General features: G+C 45.9%; 17 protein-coding genes. 12 read left to right on the top strand and 5 right to left on the bottom strand.

Annotated features, from left to right (window positions below):
- Window positions 1–57 precede the first annotated feature (57 nt).
- The 7 genes from hinT to VEJY3_RS04685 all read left to right on the top strand — a co-directional run bounded on the left by hinT (window position 58) and on the right by VEJY3_RS04685 (window position 6,444).
- Window positions 58–408 (top strand): purine nucleoside phosphoramidase, encoded by a 351-nt coding sequence (hinT, locus tag VEJY3_RS04655; protein ID WP_014231272.1) that lies wholly within the window; start codon window positions 58–60, stop codon window positions 406–408.
- Between the two features lie 235 nt (window positions 409–643).
- Window positions 644–2,041, top strand: a complete 1,398-nt coding sequence (locus VEJY3_RS04660; protein ID WP_014231273.1) for a COG3014 family protein — start codon at window positions 644–646, stop codon at window positions 2,039–2,041.
- Window positions 2,041–2,433, top strand: coding sequence for a YcfL family protein (locus VEJY3_RS04665; RefSeq protein ID WP_014231274.1), 393 nt, complete (start codon window positions 2,041–2,043; stop codon window positions 2,431–2,433). Before VEJY3_RS04660 ends, VEJY3_RS04665 begins: the two co-directional genes overlap by 1 nt.
- Window positions 2,434–2,485: 52 nt before the next feature.
- Window positions 2,486–3,076: a penicillin-binding protein activator LpoB gene (gene lpoB / locus VEJY3_RS04670; protein WP_014231275.1), complete on the top strand. Its 591-nt coding sequence runs from the start codon at window positions 2,486–2,488 to the stop codon at window positions 3,074–3,076.
- A 24-nt stretch (window positions 3,077–3,100) separates the two neighbouring features.
- The gene (thiK, locus tag VEJY3_RS04675) at window positions 3,101–3,982 is read left to right on the top strand and encodes a thiamine kinase (protein ID WP_014231276.1); all 882 of its coding nucleotides are present in this window, start codon (window positions 3,101–3,103) and stop codon (window positions 3,980–3,982) included.
- A gap of 75 nt (window positions 3,983–4,057) precedes the next feature.
- Window positions 4,058–4,597: an alpha/beta hydrolase YcfP gene (gene ycfP, locus VEJY3_RS04680; RefSeq protein ID WP_014231277.1), complete on the top strand. Its 540-nt coding sequence runs from the start codon at window positions 4,058–4,060 to the stop codon at window positions 4,595–4,597.
- A 557-nt stretch (window positions 4,598–5,154) separates the two neighbouring features.
- Window positions 5,155–6,444, top strand: coding sequence for an NAD(P)/FAD-dependent oxidoreductase (locus VEJY3_RS04685; protein WP_014231278.1), 1,290 nt, complete (start codon window positions 5,155–5,157; stop codon window positions 6,442–6,444).
- Between the two features lie 123 nt (window positions 6,445–6,567).
- Here the strand turns inward: VEJY3_RS04685 and VEJY3_RS04690 are convergent, their stop codons facing one another.
- The 4 genes from VEJY3_RS04690 to VEJY3_RS04705 form a co-directional block, all read right to left on the bottom strand.
- A complete protein-coding gene (locus tag VEJY3_RS04690) occupies window positions 6,568–7,116 on the bottom strand; it encodes a GNAT family N-acetyltransferase (protein ID WP_014231279.1) in 549 nt (182 codons plus the stop codon).
- A gap of 84 nt (window positions 7,117–7,200) precedes the next feature.
- Window positions 7,201–7,971, bottom strand: a complete 771-nt coding sequence (locus VEJY3_RS04695; protein ID WP_076633415.1) for a peptidoglycan binding protein CsiV — start codon at window positions 7,969–7,971, stop codon at window positions 7,201–7,203.
- A 7-nt stretch (window positions 7,972–7,978) separates the two neighbouring features.
- The gene (mfd, locus tag VEJY3_RS04700; protein WP_014231281.1) at window positions 7,979–11,440 is read right to left on the bottom strand and encodes a transcription-repair coupling factor; all 3,462 of its coding nucleotides are present in this window, start codon (window positions 11,438–11,440) and stop codon (window positions 7,979–7,981) included.
- A gap of 5 nt (window positions 11,441–11,445) precedes the next feature.
- Window positions 11,446–12,015, bottom strand: a complete 570-nt coding sequence (locus tag VEJY3_RS04705; RefSeq protein WP_014231282.1) for a PilZ domain-containing protein — start codon at window positions 12,013–12,015, stop codon at window positions 11,446–11,448.
- Window positions 12,016–12,266: 251 nt separating this feature from the next.
- Between VEJY3_RS04705 and lolC the strand changes: the two genes are divergently transcribed.
- The 3 genes from lolC to lolE are packed head-to-tail and all read left to right on the top strand — an operon-like array spanning window position 12,267 to window position 15,422.
- On the top strand, window positions 12,267–13,475 hold the full coding sequence (gene lolC, locus VEJY3_RS04710) for a lipoprotein-releasing ABC transporter permease subunit LolC (RefSeq protein ID WP_014231283.1): 1,209 nt from the start codon (window positions 12,267–12,269) through the stop codon (window positions 13,473–13,475).
- The gene (lolD, locus tag VEJY3_RS04715) at window positions 13,468–14,175 is read left to right on the top strand and encodes a lipoprotein-releasing ABC transporter ATP-binding protein LolD (RefSeq protein WP_014231284.1); all 708 of its coding nucleotides are present in this window, start codon (window positions 13,468–13,470) and stop codon (window positions 14,173–14,175) included. The genes lolC and lolD overlap by 8 nt, the downstream gene beginning before the upstream one ends.
- Before the next feature lie 2 nt (window positions 14,176–14,177).
- On the top strand, window positions 14,178–15,422 hold the full coding sequence (lolE, locus tag VEJY3_RS04720) for a lipoprotein-releasing ABC transporter permease subunit LolE (protein ID WP_014231285.1): 1,245 nt from the start codon (window positions 14,178–14,180) through the stop codon (window positions 15,420–15,422).
- Window positions 15,423–15,575: 153 nt separating this feature from the next.
- Here the strand turns inward: lolE and VEJY3_RS04725 are convergent, their stop codons facing one another.
- Complete coding sequence (locus tag VEJY3_RS04725; protein WP_014231286.1) at window positions 15,576–16,085, bottom strand: DUF2062 domain-containing protein; 510 nt, start codon at window positions 16,083–16,085, stop codon at window positions 15,576–15,578.
- An 8-nt stretch (window positions 16,086–16,093) separates the two neighbouring features.
- Here VEJY3_RS04725 and VEJY3_RS04730 point away from each other — a divergent pair, with 8 nt between their 5' ends.
- A complete protein-coding gene (locus VEJY3_RS04730) occupies window positions 16,094–18,352 on the top strand; it encodes a DNA internalization-related competence protein ComEC/Rec2 (protein WP_041170202.1) in 2,259 nt (752 codons plus the stop codon).
- A 31-nt stretch (window positions 18,353–18,383) separates the two neighbouring features.
- Window positions 18,384–20,132 carry a lipid A ABC transporter ATP-binding protein/permease MsbA gene (msbA, locus tag VEJY3_RS04735; RefSeq protein ID WP_014231288.1) on the top strand — a complete coding sequence of 583 codons (1,749 nt, stop codon included), beginning with the start codon at window positions 18,384–18,386 and terminating at the stop codon, window positions 20,130–20,132.
- The last annotated feature ends 1 nt before the right edge of the window (window position 20,133 follow it).

The raw sequence follows: 20,133 nt of genomic DNA on the forward strand, positions 1-20,133 counted from the left end.
TCTGCTTAGGGTTGGCGCATACTAACTACGTTACACAACTTATAAAATGGAGTACCCATGCCGGAAGAGACTATCTTTAGTAAAATTATTCGTAAGGAAATCCCTGCTGATGTTCTTTACCAAGATGATTTAGTAACCGCTTTCCGTGACATTAACCCGCGCGCGCCTAGCCATATCCTTATCATCCCAAATAAATTGATCCCGACAGTGAATGATGTCGAAGCTGAAGATGAAGCGATGATGGGACGACTATTTACCGTCGCGAAAAAGCTTGCAAAAGACGAAGGCATTGCTGAAGACGGTTACCGCTTGATCGTGAACTGCAACCCACATGGTGGCCAAGAGGTTTATCACATTCACATGCACCTACTGGGCGGCCGTCCTTTAGGGCCAATGGTGGTGAGTTAATCTGATACCAATCGTAGTAAATAACTGGTCATTCTAGCTTGTTAAAATACTCGATAACGGCGTTAAAATTTTTGATTGTAGAATAACTACTTATCGAAAAATTTCGCCTTGTTCTCAAGCATTTTTCCTACGCTATTTATGAACACTTACTTACTGTGATTGGTATGCTTAATTGGGTGGTGAATATGCCACCCAATTTATACTCTTTTCTGAGCACACATTTGTGGAGATAAATGTGAAATTAGGTGTGAAGCTATTAGGGCTGGTCAGTTGGGCTCTTATGGCGACCGGCTGTGCTAATTTGTCTGCGGGTAATTTGTTTAGCCACTACAGTGATCAAAACCAAGAAATGTATCAAGCTGTGGTTGCTGGAGAATATGTAAAAGCCAAGCAACTTCAGTCGAGTGATGTTGGTGGTGAGATACTTGGCAATTTCGAAAAAGGCAGACTTTCATTTCTCGCCCAAGACTATCCAACCAGCCTTAGTGCGCTGGAAAAAAGCGATAGTGCTGTCCGCGTCCAACAAGAGCGTGCCACAATCTCACTGTCTGAGACGACGACCAATGTCGGTGCTTTAGCCGTCAATGATAACCTCAAAGACTATCAACCCGCTGACTATGAGCTTGGCTTTTTACACTTATATCTGGGTCTAAATTACCTGCAGAAAAATGATCTGGAAGGCGCGTTAGTTGAAGTTCGTCGTGCTAACCAAGTACAGGAAGCTGCCAGAAAAGCACGTGAGAAATCGTTACAAGCTGCAGAAGAGGATCTGAAAAACCAAGGCATGTCAGCCAATTTGGGTAGCGTATTGGCAAACTATCCCGATGCAGGGGGGAAACTCAGTGCGGTACAAAACGGCTATCTGTTTTATCTTTCGGGTCTTTTATATGAAGCGTCGCGAGACCTGAATAGTGCGTATGTCGATTACCGGCGCGCTCTGGCGGTAATGCCAGACAATAAACAAGTGATAGAAAGTACACTGTATGCCGCCAAGAAGTTAGGCATGAACGAAGACCTTCGCTTACTTGAAAAACGTTATGGTAAGGCTCCCTCTGGTTTGAGTAAGTCACAAGGTCGCGTGATCATTTTTGATGAGCAAGGTGTGGTTGAAGCTTTACAAGGCTGGCGTATTGATCTGCCAATTTACGACAGTCGAAAACGATGGGCGATCTATTCACTAGCACTGCCTTATTACCCAAACCGAGGGTCGCAGAGGTTTAGTGATTTGAGCCTGAATGACACTAAACTTAATTCCAGTAATTTGGCCGATATCAATGCCATGGCGCAGAACGATCTTAACGAACGTTTGATGACGATTGTTATTCGTCAGGCTATCCGAGTTTGGGCAAAAGATCGTATTCGTAAAGAAGCGGCCGCGAAAGGTGATGATGTTGGTAACATTATTTTTAACGTCTGGAACACATTAACCGAGCAGCCTGATACCAGAAGCTGGCAAACGCTGCCAGCGAGAGTAAAAACCGCTTCTCAAATCGTGAAACCCGGCACACAACGTTTAAACTTGGGAGATCAAGTCTATCAATTTGATGTGCCTGCGCAGCAAACGACATTAGTTTGGGTTTCGCGTCAGGGGGCACATTCGACTGTGTGGCATAAACAACTGGGGAGATTGTAATGAGATCTTGGCTTATTGGCTTAGCGTTGATTGTAGGTTTGGCAGGGTGTGCAGACAACACTGCCGGTATTCGAATTGATGGTCAGACGCAGCAAATCTTTTTTAACGACAATGTGTTGGGCAGTCGATTACTGGTAGACAAGATTACGACCACGTATGTCGACGACCGGCCAAGAGGCGTGGTTCAGCTTAATAGTAACTATCAAGGTGATCAGCATATCCTCTACCGCTTTTACTGGTATGACAATAACGGCCTGGAAGTGAATACCAAACCGGGGCCGTGGCGAAAAGCGATCGTGCGTGGTTTTGAATCAGTGACACTTTCTGAAGTGACAGTGAATCCAAATGGCACTCGATTCCGAGTACAAATCAGAGAAGCACAAGACAATTAATTTTTAGCTTGCGCCTTGAGTGCGTAGGTATTGAATAAACTAAGGAACTCTCATGAAAAAAAGTATTATTGCTCTTTTAGGTCTTGCCGTCATTTTAGGGGGGTGTTCTAACAAGGTCTCTTACGGTGATGCGCAAGCGACAGAAACCACCACGATTGATTTTGGTTCTACCGACCTGCAAACCATTGCCGCTGAAATGGTCGATAGCATGATGATGTCTGGTTCTGTAGCTGCAATTACTCGTGATCAGCGTCCTATTGTGTTTGTTGAACGCATTAAAAATAAGACCAGCGAGCATATTGATACTGAGTCTATTACAGACACGATTTCAACTAAGATGCTGAATTCAGGTAAGTTCCGTTTTGTCGATATGGACCGCGTTGAGTCTGTTCGTCAGCAGCTGAACTTCCAGAATACCGATGAGCTAGTCAATCAAAGTACTGCTATTCAGTTTGGTAAAATGGTTGGCGCGCAATACATGCTTTACGGCAACCTTTCAAGCATTGTGAAGAATGCAGGAAGTGACAAAGACGTGTACTACAAAATGACAATGCGACTGATGGATCTCGAAACCGGCTTGATCGAATGGGCGGATGAAACAGAAATCCGTAAAGCGCAATCGAAGAGCTTATTCGGTCTCTAACCGATAGTAATGGAGAAGTCATCAATGGCACTGTTCTCTTGGCCGCAGGCTAAACAGCTGGATCCGACGCTTAATGCGCTTGATGTCTTCTTTATTGAACCTCCTGTGAAAGTTCAAACCCTCACAGGAGGGCTGACAAACCGTTGTTGGCGCTTAGAAACGGCTGATGGGCAAGCTTACGTCTGGAGGCCGTTGAGTAAAGTGTGTCAGGCTTTTCTCATTTCTCGTCACAATGAATATCAGGTTCTAAGCGCCATCGGGTCTCTTGGCGTTGGTCCCAAGCCTGTATTCATCCATGAACAAGGTCTTCTCGTTGAGTGGGTAGGAGGAGAAACACTCACTCATATTGGTATCGAATTGGACGAGTTACTTTCTCTCGCTGCAACGATTCACACCTTCCCATCTAAGGCCGTACCGGTTGTTCCGTTCTCTTATCTCTCCCGAATCGATCATTATTGGCTAGAATTAGGCGGTAGCTACAAAGGAACAGAGTTTGAGGCTTTGTATCAAAAGTGGCGCACGGAACCGAGCATAAAGCCACTGCCGCTGGCACTGTGTCACTTTGATTTAGGTAGCTACAACTTGGTTCGGGGCGATGAGGGTGTCAAAGCCATCGACTGGGAGTATGCCGGGCTCGCGGATCCACGATTAGACTTGGCTCTGATACTTCAGGTTGCCGATGTGCCTATCGACGGTGGGGTAGAACGCTATTGCCAAATTCGTAATATCGAAGATGTCTCTGTCTGGTTGGAGGGCGTGAGAGCGTGGCAGCCAAGAACATTGGTGATGGCAATGCTTTGGTACTTACTGGCTTATCAATTGTGGGGAGATGAACAATACTTAAGCAGTGCCAACGAGTTTAAAGGTTTATTGTGTATTGACGATCACTGTTTTAATAACTCGTGACATATTCCCCTTTAAGAGTAAGGAAATAGTGTTAGTTTTAAGAAAAGTACCAGATATATACAGGGAGAGGTACAGATGATTATTTACTTGCACGGCTTTGATAGTACTAGCCCGGGTAACCACGAAAAAGTTCTTCAATTACAATTTATCGACGATGACGTTCGCTTTATTAATTACAGTACGCTTCATCCTAAACACGATATGCAGCATTTGCTAAAAGAGGTGTCGAAGGTTATTGATCAATCCGATGATCCGAATCCATTGATTTGTGGTGTTGGTCTCGGTGGCTATTGGTCAGAGCGAATTGGTTTTTTATGTGGTATCAAGCAGGTGATTTTCAACCCGAACCTGCATCCTGAGAAGAACATGGCAGGGCGTATTGACCGTCCGGAAGAGTATGAAGACATTGCCACTAAATGTGTCGATCAGTTTCGAGCAAAGAATAAAGGGCATTGCCTGGTTATTTTGTCTAAAGAAGACGAAGTGCGCGATAACAAAGAAACCGCCGCTGAGCTAGAAAAGCATTACCCAATTATTTGGGATGAGACTCAAACACACAAGTTCAAGAAGATCTCTCATCATTTACAAGCCGTGAAAGAATTTAAAAACACCTAATACGGTCTACTTCATCCAGTTGTTAAACAAAAATGGCACTCCGCGGAGTGTTATTTTTTTATCAAACCCTCCTCATTTATGAATTCTGTCGCTCTGCCATATGGACCTATGACTTAGCCAAATTTGCCTTTGTTTTAAACAATTATTGTGTTCTGTCTATTGTTTTACCATAGAGGCTCTATGTGGCACGAAGGCGGTGTTGTAGACTGGTCGATAAAGTAGGCAAACCGTATTCAGAGCAAGGATTTTGGTTGCCTTCAATACATGGCTCTATATAATGAGCGGGATTAAAATTGTTTGACAAATATCAAAAAAATTATTGAGAGCAGGTAAAAAACTTGCCCATTTTCGTCTGAACTTTAGGTATCAGACGCAGCAAAAGATGCACAATAACCAATTGATAAAAATGAAGAAAAATTAAGCATCTATTTTAATCCCAAAAGCTTGAGACACCTCTAAGAACCAAGAATTCATCGGTTGGATGCTTCTCATCAGTGTGACTGATAGTGAAGGGTCGAGCTGAACCCATTTATTCATTTTTGTAGAGGAAAATCATTGTGACACGCATTATCGTTGTAGGCGGCGGTGCTGGTGGCCTGGAATTGGCAACTAAGCTTGGCCGTACACTTGGTCGAAAGAACCGTGCGCAAATTACGCTGGTAGACCGTAAAGCGAGCCACTTGTGGAAACCGTTGTTACACGAAGTAGCAACCGGATCATTAGACGAGGGTGTTGATGCATTGAGCTACCGTGCTCATGCGAAAAATCATAGTTTCGACTTCCAAATGGGTAGCCTTCAAGACATTGACCGTGAGCGTAAAGTCATCACGTTGAGTGAGCTTACAGACGAACATGGTGAACTGTTAATGCCAAGCCGTGAGCTGGAATATGACATTCTGGTGATGGCGATAGGCTCTACTTCAAACGACTTCAATACTCCGGGTGTTCGTGAAAACTGTATTTTCCTCGACAGCCCAGAACAGGCTCATCGATTCCGCAGCGAAATGAACAACGAGTTTCTTAAGCTCCACGCGAAAAATGGTAACGGTACCGTTGATATCGCAATCGTTGGTGCAGGTGCAACAGGTGTGGAACTTTCAGCTGAGCTGCATAATGCGATTAAAGAACTTCGTGCATACGGCTTTGGTGACTTAGACTCGAGCAAGCTCAATGTAAACCTTATTGAAGCTGGCCCACGTATTCTACCTGCGCTTCCTTCTCGAATCTCTACTGCAGCACATCAAGAGTTGACGAAACTAGGTGTGAATGTGCGTACCGCAACAATGGTGACAAAAGCTGAGAAAGACGGCTTAACGACCAAAGACGGTGAGAAGATTTCCGCTAAAATCATGGTTTGGGCGGCAGGTATTAAAGCGCCTGATTTCATCAAAGACATCGCGGGTCTGGAGACGAACCGAATCAACCAGCTCGTGGTGAAAAGTACCCTTCAAACCACGCGCGACGACAACATCTTTGTGATCGGTGATTTGGCTCAGTGTACTCAGGAAGATGGTTCGTTTGTACCGCCAAGAGCTCAGGCAGCACACCAAATGGCAAGCCGAGCATTCAGCAACATTGTCGCGATGATCAACGGTCGTGAACTAAAAGACTATGTGTACAAAGATCATGGTTCTTTGGTTTCTCTGAGCCAGTTCTCGACAGTGGGCAGCTTGATGGGCAACTTAACCAAAGGCTCAATGATGGTTGAGGGTCGTATCGCCCGCGTGGTGTATATTTCACTTTACCGCATGCACCAAATTGCGTTGCACGGCCTTTTCAAGACTGGTTTGATGATGCTGGTTGGTAGAATCAACCGCGTATTGCGTCCTAATTTGAAGCTGCATTAATAGAGTAAACTTCGCTTAGCGAAAGCTGTGCGAAGTTTCTGATCAGTTATAAATACGCAGTTATAAATACAAAGCCACCGCATGTCGGTGGCTTTTTGTTTTTCTGCTGTTACGTCCCAAACGTTACTTTAGATCTTCTGGTAGCAATGAATAGACAATGCCATCTTTTGGCTTACCGTCAAAGATGTAGCGGTTTCTGGCAATTGCCTCTTGGTGTGCACCAACGGATTCGATCAGTGCCTGACTGGCAGTATTGTCTGGATCGCAGACAATTTCGATACGCGTCAGGCTAAGTTTAGCGAAGCAGAATTCGGCTAATGCACAAACCGCTTCTTGTGCGTAACCCTGTCGCTGATAACGGTCGGCAATCCAATAGCCAATACTCGCCATGTTAAAGGTATGGTAGAGCTCATTAATAGCCACCATGCCAAGAAGGGCATTGCTTTCGCGGTCATAAACACCAAAACCAAAAGCTTCTGTTTTCACCCAGTTCAAGCGTGTGGAAAGCAAGAAGTCCTGTGCGTATTTGAGTGACACGTTTTCACCACACCAGTCTAACCAGGTATGCAGTGAAGGGGATTCGGCAAGCAGCGTATGCAGAGCATTTGCATCATCGGCAGGAATAAGACGTAAAGCTAAGCGCGGCGTAATAATTTCAAAATCGGGGCTCATGAATTGATATGACTCCCTTACTGGTCGTTTTTTAGTTATAAAACAAAAGCGCAGCCTGAGCTGCGCTTTTATTATTTTTATGGTTTAGTTTACACGACGTACCTGGATGATCATCCCCATTAAAGGGCTGTCCAGGTAATGTGTTTCGCTGCTTCGCATGCGGCGTTTTTGATCAAGGCGGTAAGTCTTAAGAAACTTCTCTTCAGTCACGGTTGGCGATACATCGGCTAAGTTACCAACCTGAACATTTCCGTCAGCTTCACCCATTTCGTTTGCAAGTTGTTCAACGGGTTTAGGCTCAAAACGAATTTCTCTGACACCCGGCGCACGCAAATCCATGGTTGTCTCTGCAAACAAGTAATGTTGAACGTAGACCTGAATTTTGCCATCTAACTCGTACAACGGGCCATTTACGTTTGACTCACTGTAACCATCGCTAGCGAACGTGGTTTGGCTACCATCGATAGGGCTGCCATCGGAATAATACGAGCCTGAAAAATCACGGCCAGCTACAATGCGAAAAGTCGGTGCACTGCCTTGTCCCTGATCACCTTGTCGCCAAGCTACATGCTTTAATACTCTAAATCCGGCGTGACTGTTCAGCGCAGCCTCTTGCGGGTTTAAGCGAAACGAAGAGCTAGGCAGTAAGGAGACACCTTTAGATGAGCGATAAGCGTCACTATCTAAACTGCCGACATTGGTCATGTCGATTTTCGGTAGTTGGTCTGGCCAAGACTCACTCGTGTTTTCCGCGTCGACGGTGCGCTTGAAAATGATCACTTCAATATCAAATTGACGTTGTGCCCAAGAGGGCATTGAGACACAAAGAAGTAATAACGGGATCAGTATTCTCATTCGACTATTAGCTCGTTGGTAATAAATTCTGTTTAAAATCATTCAGTAAGTCTTTAACAAACTGAACTCGTTTGCGTCGGTCAGTTAATGGTACGCTAAACTTGAACTTAGTTGGACCTTCCATCGCAAATTTTTGAGGCTGTGATTGCAGGAGTTTAACTAAATACGCTGGATTTATGTCAGCATCAGGGTAAAACTCTACAAATCCACCTTTATCATGGGCTTCAATCTTTTTCGCTTTCAGACTACCTGCGGCAAATTTCAGTTCTGAGACAGCCAGCAGATTTTTTGTTGCGTCAGGCAAAAGACCAAAGCGGTCAATCAATTCCACTTTCAATTCTGATAACTCATCGGCGTTGGTGACGCTCGCGATACGTTTATACATTGAAAGGCGTGTATTGACATCGGGGATGTAATCATCCGGCAAGAGTGCAGGAATGCGCATTTCCACTTCGGTCTGCTCGCGCAGCAACTCATCCAGCGATGGCTCTTTCCCTTCTTTCAATGCTTCAACCGCCTGTTCGAGCATCTCCATATACAGTGTAAAGCCAACCGATTGAATTTGCCCACTTTGTTCATCACCAAGTAGCTCACCGGCTCCGCGAATTTCTAAATCGTGTGTTGCGAGCGTAAAGCCAGCGCCAAGATCTTCGAGAGAGGCAATGGCGTCAAGACGCTTAATGGCATCTTTGGTCATCGCTTTTGGATGCGGTGTTAGTAAATAAGCGTAGGCTTGGTGGTGAGAACGACCCACACGGCCCCTTAGCTGATGCAGTTGAGCCAAACCAAGATTATCCGCACGATCCATGATGATGGTATTCGCCGTTGGGACATCGATACCTGTTTCAATGATCGTGGTACACACCAGTACGTTAAAACGTTGATGGTAGAAGTCGTTCATGATGCGTTCTAGCTCGCGCTCACGCATTTGTCCATGTGCCACAGTGATACGCGCTTCTGGAATCAGTTTTTGTAGATCTTCAGCGGTCTTTTCAATGGTTTCGACCTGATTATGCAGGAAGTAAACCTGACCACCACGCATGATTTCACGCAGTACCGCTTCACGTACAACCGGCTCTTCACGCTGTCGGACAAAGGTTTTGATTGCTAGTCGGCGCGCTGGTGGAGTAGCGATGATGGACAGATCGCGCATTCCACTCATCGCCATATTGAGCGTTCTAGGGATCGGCGTTGCGGTTAGGGTCAGAATATCGACATCCGCACGCATTGCTTTCACTTTCTCTTTTTGACGCACGCCAAAACGGTGCTCTTCGTCGACAATGAGCAGGCCAAGGTCTTTGAATCGAATATCGTTAGAAAGCAGTTTGTGTGTTCCCACGACGATATCAACTTTCCCTTCCGCTACATCTTGCAAAATCGCTTTCTGTTCTTTAGCCGATTTAAAGCGAGATAACACTTCTACTCGGATCGGTAAGTTGGCAAAGCGGTCACGGAAGTTTTCAAAGTGCTGCTGGGCAAGTAGGGTAGTGGGAACCAGCACTGCGACTTGCTTGCTGTTGTCCGTTGCAACAAATGCTGCTCGCATTGCTACTTCGGTTTTACCAAAACCAACGTCACCACATACCAAGCGATCCATGGCTTTTGGTTGGCACATGTCAGACATAACGGCATTGATAGCCATTGCCTGGTCATCGGTTTCTTCGAATGGGAACGTTGCTTTGAATGTGGCGTACTGACCTCGATCCAATTCGAATTTAAAGCCCGGTTTTAATTCACGTTTGGCGTAAACATCCAGTAACTCTGCTGCTACGTCACGCACTTTCTCGGCGGCTTTACGGCGAGCTTTAACCCATGCTTCTCCGCCGAGTTTATGCAGCGGCGCGCTCTCTTCTGCGCCACCAGAATAACGGCTGATAAGGTTCAGTGATGATACGGGTACGTACAACTTGGCGTCGTTTTGATATTCAAGTGTTACGTACTCAGTTTTCATACCGCCTGCTTCAAGCGTTTGCAGGCCGATATAGCGACCAATACCGTGGTCGATATGAACAACGGGCTGGCCTGGTTTTAGCTCGGCAAGGTGGCGAATAACGGTATCGCTGTTGACGGCTTTTTTGTCTTTACGACGACGTTGTATGACGCGGTCACCAAGCAGGTCACTTTCGCAGATAAGGGCGAAGTTCAGCTCATCATGGATAAAACCATGCTCAGTCGCACCCAGAATCAAGCTAAATCGATCTTTAGAATCGAGCGCCTTGTAGAACGATTGGTGAGCGACAGGGCGAACTTTAATGCCTTGTAGAAGCTCTGTGAGCGCTTCACGTCGACCTTCTGATTCAACAGAGAAGATGATTTTTCCAGTGAACTGCTCACTGAACTGACGCAGACGCGAAAGTGGTTCTTTGTTCTGCTGTTGAACGCCCAGTTCTGCTAACGACTGCACCGCCAAATTCTGACGACCAGCACGCTTGACGATTTTGTCCAGATGCAGTTGTGCTTGCGGAAGCTGTTTGAAGTGGGTGAAGAGTTCATCCTTCTTCAGCCACAGATCATGCGGTGCAAGCAGTGGGCGTAATGGATCGATTTTCTTCTGATCGTAACGGTACTCAACGTCAGTTAAGAAAGTTTCTACGGCGGCTTCAATGTCACCATAAGTGATCAGTTGCGAGTCTTCTGGCAAGTAATCAAACAGGGTTTCTGTATGGTCAAAGAACAAGGGTTGCCAGTATTCAATCCCTGCCGGCCACGTTCCTTTGGTCACCTGCATGTAAATCGATTCAGGCTCACGACGCGCTTCAAACTGAGTACGCCAGCGGGTACGAAACTCTTCAATCGCTTCTTTGGTGGTCGGGAACTCATGAGCGGGAAGCAACTGAATCTGTTTGATGTCTTCTATCGAGCGTTGGTTCTCTGGATCGAACGTACGTATGGTGTCGATCTCATCATCGAAGAAATCGATACGGTACGGGTCATCGCAACCCATAGGGAAGAGATCAAGAATGGAACCACGGCTTGCATACTCACCAGGGCCAAAAACCTGATCTACGTGACGATAGCCTGAGTTTTCTAACTGAACACGCAGCTTTTCGAGTGAAAACTGATCGCCGGTTTTTACCATCAAAGTGTGTTGCAACAAGAAATCACGCGGAGATTGACGCTGCAGTACGGTGCTGACTGGCACAATCGTGATGCCGTTTTGTTGGGTAGGCAACTGGTATAAGCGCGCGATCCGATCAGAAATGATCTCCTGATGTGGAGAAAAGTTATCGTATGGCAGTGTTTCCCAATCAGGGAAAAGGCTGACAGGCTGATCGGTGAACTGCTCTATTTCTGCTTGCAGTTTCAGGGCGATTTGAGGATCTGGCACAACAAGCAGTGAATGGCTTGTATGCTGTTTTGCGAGCTCTGCAATCGCAAGCGGCAGAGCAGCGCCAGGTAAATTACCTAACTGTTTTTTATCGCCACGCTCAGATGGGTTGGTGACGGAAAGTATCGTTGCTTTTGTCATAGGAGTTATTTTTTATCTCGCTCCAGTGAGCGCTGACGTAAAAGTTTTTGTTGTTGGTATAAGGCGGCTTTGATCAGTAAGTCTTGATCGGCGTCTCTGAGCATTTTGTATTTCAGCGTGACGAGAAAGCCCTGATCCGACGAAGCACATTCTACGACTTTAGCGTAGCAGTATATTGCTGCGGCCGGATTATCGAGGAACAGTTTCACACGCACTAACTGTTCTATGTCTAATTTGCTATTGGCATGATAGCTTAGCTGGCTCGCTCCAAACTGCGTGGTTTGATATCTGACGGAGGCGTCATCTTGCTGTGACAGCATAAAGCTTAACAGGAGGTTGAGCTTGGTATTTTGCGTGTCGAGTAAGCTGATAACGTGCTTTAAATCTTTATTTTTTAGTTCCGAGCGAGCGTTGTCTGACAACATGTCTAATTGGCTAAACTCACAAGCGACAATGAAAGGCGCCGGAATTTCAGCAACAAAGGTTTCTTCATCTGGCAAAGCAAAATCGGTACCTAACGCTTCCACGTTGATGGTGATGCTGTGGTGAACGGTGAAATATTCTTGCTCTGTCATATGGTTGTCCTTTGGCCTGCGAGCGCTCTCTGATTGATTTGCAAATCAGAGAGTAAGGCACTGATTATCGCTAACTGAATGAAGTTATCAAGTTTACCGGTTTTTTGGCCTGAACTTTTTGCTTTAAATGCGGACTTATTGCATGTCGTTGACAAATTTAGCGATTATCTTGTCTTTTTCACCAGAAGAGTAAGGTAAGATAGCCGACAAAGTTTAGTCTTATATCAAAACAGCCGGTTGGTTTGTCTTATATGTATCATCCTATCTCATTATTTATTGGTTTGAGGTATCTTCGGGGTCGCTCCGGAGATAGGTTTAGCCGATTTGTTTCCTATATGTCGACCGCAGGCATCACCATCGGAGTGATGGCGTTGGTGACCGTTCTGTCCGTAATGAATGGTTTCGAAGCGCAGCTTAAAGAACGCATTCTTGGTGTACTTCCTCATGCTGTGATTTCTCAGAGCGACGGCAATACACCATTGACTGAAACAGCCCCTGAATTTATTCAGAACATTTCAAAAGTCGCGAAGCCTGAACCTGTCGTTCGTGGCGAAGCTGTTATTCAAAGCTCCGCACAATTGACTGCAGGGTATTTGATTGGGATTGAGCCCAAAAAGGGCGATCCAATTGCTAACCACTTAATCGCTGGTCGACTCTCTGCTCTAGAAGCAGGCGAATACCAAGTGTTTTTGGGGCATAGCCTTGCCCGTTCTCTGAAAGTTTCTATCGGTGACAAAGTTCGCCTTATGGTGACAAACGCGACGCAGTTTACGCCAATTGGCCGTATTCCCAGCCAGCGTAACTTTACGGTTGCTGGCATTTTTAATACGGGTTCCGATGTTGACGGGCAGCTTATGATCGTCAATATGACCGATGCAGCCAAGCTGATGCGATTACCGCAGGATACCGTGTCTGGCTGGCGTGTCTTTTTCTCTGATCCGTTTATGGTGACGGATTTCGCTGATAAACCAATGCCAGAGGGATGGCAGTGGAGCGACTGGCGTGCCCAGCGTGGTGAACTTTTTCAGGCAGTAAAAATGGAAAAGAACATGATGGGCTTAATGCTGGGGCTGATCGTTGGTGTTGCAGCGTTTAATATTATTTCTGCTCTGATCATGGTGGTGATGGAAAAACAAGCCGAAGTCGCCATTCTTAAAACTCAGGGCATGACGCAAACTCAAGTAATGACAATCTTTATGGTTCAAGGCGCAAGCAGTGGTGTGATTGGTGCGATTGTTGGTGGTTTGGCTGGCGTGACATTATCTCTCAACTTAAATCCGATTCTTGAGGCGGCTGGTGTCACGTTGTTCTCTTTTGGCGGCCGTCTGCCAATTTTAATTGATTCATTTCAGATTCTGTTAGTGGTGGTATTGGCAATTGCTCTGAGCCTGGCCGCGACTGTTTACCCTTCTTACCGAGCATCTTCTGTTAAACCTGCTGAGGCACTTCGCTATGAATAAGCTATTAGAATGTCGTGATATTCGTAAAGTCTACCGAGAAGGTTCGTTAGATACGGAAGTGCTTAAAGGTGTCAGCTTTGATATTGAGAAAGGTGAGCTGGTTTCTATTGTTGGTTCATCGGGCTCGGGTAAAAGCACTTTGCTACATATTCTTGGTGCACTCGATGATGCGACGCACGGCGAAGTGGACTTTTTAGGTCAAAACTTGTCGTCACTCGGTTCAAATAAGCAAGCCGCACTGCGCAATAAGCACCTCGGTTTTGTGTACCAGTTTCATCACTTGTTAGCTGATTTTACGGCGTTGGAAAACGTGGCAATGCCACTCTTAATTGGCGGAACGAAAGCCCCGGAAGCGAAAGCGGCAGCACAAGCGTTGTTGGATAAAGTCGGGTTAGGTCACCGTATCGATCATCGTCCATCGGAGTTGTCTGGTGGTGAGCGTCAACGTGTGGCGATTGCGCGTGCTCTGGTCAACAAGCCAGACTTGGTGCTGGCTGATGAGCCGACGGGTAATCTGGACCATAACACCGCGTTGTCGATCTATGACCTGATGCGGGAGTTAAACCAAGAATCGAACATCGCCTTTTTGGTAGTGACACACGATAACGAACTGGCCGCGAAGATGGATCGCCAAATGCACATGCAAGACGGTTTGCTGGTGGATCGTTTAACGAGTCAAGTATCTGTGGCGGAGGGCTAATTTTGTTTTCATCTTTAGCATTAATGATCGGTGGTCGTTTTAGTCGCGCTAAAAAGCGTAACAAGATGGTCTCGTTCATTTCTTTGTCCTCCACCATTGGCATTGCCGTTGGTGTCGCCGTCATCATCATTGGCCTGTCTGCGATGAATGGTTTTGAGCGAGAATTACAGTCGCGAGTGTTGTCGGTGATTCCACATGGTGAGTTAGAGGGGGTCGATGGCCCACTACAGAACTACGCCAAGACCATGAATCAAGCGTTGAAGCATAAAAATGTGGTTGCGGCTGCACCCTATGTTCGCTTCACTGGGTTAACAGAGAAGGGCAGTAAGCTCAAAGCGGTTGAAGTACGCGGGGTGGAACCTTCATTTGAACAAGCCGTTTCCAATATGTCTGATTTTATCGACCCGGAAGCGTGGCAGAACTTTTACGCGGGTCAGCAGCAGGTAATTTTAGGCCGGGGTGTAGCGACTGAGTTAAATGCCGAAGTTGGTGACTATGTCACGTTAATGATTCCCCAAACGGGCACGGGTACAAAAGTTCAGGCACCAAAGCGTGTTCGTGTACAGGTTATAGGTTTCTTGACCTTGAATGGCCAGATTGATCACTCTCTTGCGTTAGTGCCATTAGCGGATGCTCAGCAATATGCCCGTTTAGGAGATGGTGTTACTGGTGTTTCGCTGAAGACAAACGATGTCCTTAACGCCCCGGAAATTGTTCGTGAAGTGGGCGGCCTTATCGATGTGTATGTTTATCTGAAAAGCTGGCAGCAACAGTTTGGTTTTCTTTACCGTGATATCCAGTTAGTGCGGACGATCATGTATCTGGTGATGGTGCTGGTGATAGGTGTGGCTTGTTTCAATATCGTCTCGACCTTAATGATGGCGGTTAAAGACAGAGCGGCAGAAATTGCAATTCTCAGAACCATGGGCGCAAAAGACAGCCTGATCAAGCGAATATTTGTCTGGCAAGGCGTATTTTCTGGCGTGCTGGGTAGTTTGGTCGGCAGTGTTATTGGTGTTTTAGTCGCCTTAAACCTAACGCCGCTTATCACAGGATTAGAGCAACTAATCGGACACCATTTCTTATCTGGTGACATTTATTTTGTTGATTTCTTACCATCACAACTGCATTGGCCGGATGTTGCTTTGGTGTCGATTACGGCAATTGTTCTCAGCTTGTTAGCGACTTGGTATCCTGCCTCTCGCGCGGCTAAGTTAAACCCAGCTGCGGTTTTAAGTGCGAAGTAAAATCAAAGCAGGCAAAAAAACAAAAAGGACCGAATTCGGTCCTTTTGTGTATTTGCTATCAGGTTAACATACTCGAGCGACATTGCTTTTCAGGTTAAGCGTTATCTGCTCCTCATCAGCTAATCAGAGTGCTGAATTTTTTGTGCCGACGACTTATCTTACTTTACGTTTATTCCAGCTACGGGCTACAGAGTAGCGCCATACTCCGCGTATACCAAAGTAGCCGATGATAGCTGAGACGACGCCACATATCATACAGCCGAGCAGGAATGGTGGTCCGATAGTATGCATTTGCTGCATGATAAATTCCCACGATAGCTCAAAGTGAAATGGTTGCGGAGGAACATGCATAGCCCATGCGCCAATCTTGTAGGCGAAGTAGAACAAAACCGGCATCGTAATTGGGTTACTAACCCAAACTAGAGCAACAGAAAGCGGTAAGTTGACACCCATTAAAATGGCTAAACCTGCCGCCATAATCATTTGGCTAGGAAGCGGTACAAACGCCATAAAAAGACCAACGGCAAACGCGCCAGACGCAGAGCGACGGTTAAGGCACCAAAGGTTCGGGTTATATAGGACATTGCCGAAGACTTTTAATGCTTTTTGACGTTTGATCAACTCGTGATCTGGCATGAAGCGTTTTATCAGCTTTCTAGGCATAGGACTGCATGACTCTCTCAGAAAAAAGTTGCACCTTGGCGTTATTTGTCGCAAGCATTGTCTCATCGGCATGGTGGCCGATAATGCCAGATTGGCGCTGGCTGCTGCTGGGAATAATTACCACTGGTTCAATAATTAAATTACGTCGTGGCTTAATTAGCATAGGCGTAATTTTGGGCTTAATGGTAGTCATCATCCACGGCAATGTATTGGAGTATCAGCGACAAGCCCTTTTTAATGTAGGGGAGAATAGTACCATAACTGGCAAAGTTGACAGCTCTTTTAATCAAATAAGTCATGGATATGAAGGACTCGTGACGATAAAACAAGTGGGTGATCAAAGTCTGTTACCTTTTCTTAAACCTAAAGTCCGTTTTATCACCACCTTTCCTATCCCTGTTAACAGTGAATTTACGACCACGGCTCAGGTAAAGCCCATTATTGGGTTACGTAACGAAGCGGGTTTCGACGCTGAAAAGCAGGCAATGGGAAATGGTATTTTAGCCAGAATGATTGTGACTGGCGATGCGCACTGGATTATTCGTAACGGAAGTTCTGTACGTCAGTCGATAATCAATCTGGTAATGGATGATATCTCCCATCTAGACCACTTTCCGTTAATCAGTGCTCTGGTATTTGCTGATAGAAGCTGGCTTTCTGGTGATGACTGGCAAGGGCTGAGAGACAGTGGATTATTGCACCTGGCCTCTATCTCCGGGCTGCACATTGGAATGGCTTTTAGCTTTGGTTTTTGGCTCGGTGTAAGTGTTCGCTCCGTTTTCCCGCGTTATCAAGTGGTGCCTTCAATCACGGGGTTAACCGTCGCGCTATGTTATGCCTGGCTCGCTGATTTTTCTCTGCCAACCACTCGTGCCGTATCGGTTTGTGTCATCTACATTGTTTTAAAATACGGTTTGGTTCACTGGAGTACCTGGCGAGTGTTGCTACTGGCGGTTGCTTTTCAGTTACTTATTCAGCCTTTCGCATCTTTTAGTATGAGTTTCTGGTTGTCTTACCTCTCTGTGGGTATGGTGCTGTTGGTCATTAACTTTGTGCGGTTCAATAACAGTAGCTGGCGAGGAAAACTGCGAACCTTGTTTGTGACTCAACTTGCCTTGAGTGTATTTGTCATACCTATCAGTGGCTATTTTTTCTCTGGTTTCAGCTTATCGTCCATCGCTTATAACCTTGTGTTTATCCCATGGTTTGGGTTTGTCGTCGTTCCTTTAATGTTTATCGCGTTATCTACTTCTTTATTACTACCCGCATTCTCGCCAATAGTTTGGCAATTGATGGATTTCTCTTTATGGCCGTTAAGTGAATCTCTTCAGTATGCCTTTGGTACGTGGCAACCATTGTCGATAGAACTTACGTGGATACTGTTTTCTCTCTGTACTTTCTTGGTTTTGAAGCGGTTATTGCTTTGGCAGGGTTGGTTATTGCTGTGCGTTATTACCATCATCATTTCAAGTTGGAATGGGCAAAAAAGTACCAGTTGGCGAATCGATGTTCTCGATGTCGGTCATGGTCTTGCCGTTCTGGTAGAAAAAGAGGGTAAAGCTCTGATTTACGATACTGGAAAATCCTGGCCGGAGGGCAGTGTTGCGGAGCAGGTGATTATACCTGTGTTACATCGCAGAGGATTTAGAGAGGTTGATACCTTGGTTCTCAGTCATTCAGACAATGACCACGCAGGAGGAAGGCAAGTGATTGAAACGCACCTCAAGCCGAGCCATAAACGCAGCAGCCAAGATTTTAGTGGGTATCAACCTTGTGTGAGCGGTGATAATTGGACGTGGCAGCAACTCGATATCGAAGTGCTCTGGCCACCCCAAATGGTCACACGAGCCTACAACCCTCACTCGTGTGTCTTTAGACTCAGAGACCGAGAATCTGATTTTTCCATGCTGTTCACGGGTGATATTGAGTCGATTAGTGAGTGGATACTTCTTCGTGAGCCTGAAAAATTATCTAGTGATGTGATGCTCGTTCCTCATCACGGTAGCAAAAGTTCCTCCAATCCTCTTTTTATCCATGCAGTCTCTCCAACATTAGCGGTAGCATCACTGGCGAAAAACAATCAGTGGGGAATGCCTGCTGATAAGGTAGTGACCTCGTATCTCAATGCAGGGTCACTATGGCTTGATACTGGTGAGGGTGGACAAGTTACTATCCGAGTAACGAAACATAAGTGGGATTTTGTAACCAAACGCAGTGATACATTTGAGCCTTGGTATAGGCAGATGCTGCGTAAGGGGTTAGAATGAGAGTCTTAATGTAAGAAAATAAAGCACTTCTATGTCGATAAATACTGATGAAACGACTTGGCAGACGTTCAAGCGTCTATGGCAATTTATTCGCCTTTATAAAGCTGGTCTAATCGTTGCTATCATTGCATTAGTTATTAATGCTGTCTCAGACACCTATATGATCTCCTTACTAAAACCTTTGCTTGATGAAGGTTTTGGCAGCGCTGAGTCTGATTTCCTGCGCACTCTTCCGTTGATAATTTTTGCCATGATGTTTATTCGTGGTACCAGTGGATTTGTCTCCGATTATTGCTTGAGCTGGGTTTCTGGCAACGTCGTCATGCAGATACGACGTCTTGTATTTAACCACTTTATGCATATGCCCGTGTCTTACTTTGATAAAGAAAAGACAGGCAACCTGTTGTCTCGTATCACTTATGATTCAGAGCAAGTCTCAGCGGCAACGAGCCGTGCTTTAGTGAGTATTGTTCGTGAAGGGGCGAGTATTATTGGTCTGTTGACGCTGATGTTTTACAACAGTTGGCAGCTATCATTGGTTCTTTTTGCGGTAGCGCCGGTTGTCGCATGGGGGATTGGCGTTGTCTCTAAACGCTTTAGAAAGATCTCCAAAAATATGCAAACCATGATGGGTAACGTAACCGCTTCTGCAGAACAAATGCTGAAGGGGCACAAAGTTGTTCTGAGCTACGGTGGTCAGGACATCGAACGTCAACGATTCGAAAAAGTCAGCAACCAAATGCGTCAGCAAAGCATGAAACTGGTGACGGCTCAGGCTGCCGCAAACCCAATCATCCAGATGATTGCATCTGTTGCGATTGTAGCGGTACTGTACTTGGCGAGTATTGACTCCATTAAAGAGCAACTGACTCCTGGTACGTTTACCGTAGTATTTTCAGCGATGTTTGGTCTGATGCGTCCGCTTAAAGCACTGACTAACGTGACCTCTCAGTTCCAACGCGGTATGGCTGCCAGCCAAACGTTGTTTGCTCTTATCGATCTTGAACCTGAGAAGAATGAAGGTAAGCACAAGGTTGAGCGTGCGAATGGTGATATTTCTGTAAAAGACATCACTTTCACATACGAAGGTTCAGAAAAGCCTGCACTTGAACATGTTAGCTTTGACATTCCTCGGGGTAAGACGGTCGCTCTGGTCGGTCGTTCGGGATCCGGTAAGAGTACCATCGCGAACTTATTCAACCGTTTTTACGATGTGGACAGCGGTGTGATTGAGCTTGATGGCCACGATATCCGCGAATACGAGCTGAGAAACCTGCGTGAACAGTTTGCTTTGGTTTCCCAGAATGTTCACTTGTTTAACGATACGATCGCAAACAACATTGCTTATGCAACCGAAGATAACTTCCAGCGCAGTGATATCGAAAGAGCGGCTGAGCTCGCACATGCGATGGAGTTTGTCAGCAAAATGGAGCACGGCCTCGATACCATGATTGGTGAAAATGGTGCGAGTCTTTCAGGTGGTCAGCGTCAACGTATTGCCATTGCACGTGCATTGCTACGTGATGCGCCAGTGTTGATTTTGGATGAGGCTACTTCGGCACTGGACACCGAGTCGGAGCGTGCGATTCAGGCTGCATTAGATGAGCTGCAAAAAGATAAAACCGTGCTAGTGATTGCTCACCGTCTGTCGACGATTGAAAAAGCTGATGAAATCCTCGTTGTTGATGATGGTGCGATTGTCGAGCGTGGTAACCATGCTGACCTGATCTCAAAAGACGGTGCGTATGCGCAATTACACCGAATTCAATTTGGCGGTTAAG

Origin of the sequence: Vibrio sp. EJY3 (genome assembly GCF_000241385.1) — a bacterium.
Taxonomy (GTDB): Bacteria; Pseudomonadota; Gammaproteobacteria; order Enterobacterales; family Vibrionaceae; genus Vibrio; species Vibrio natriegens.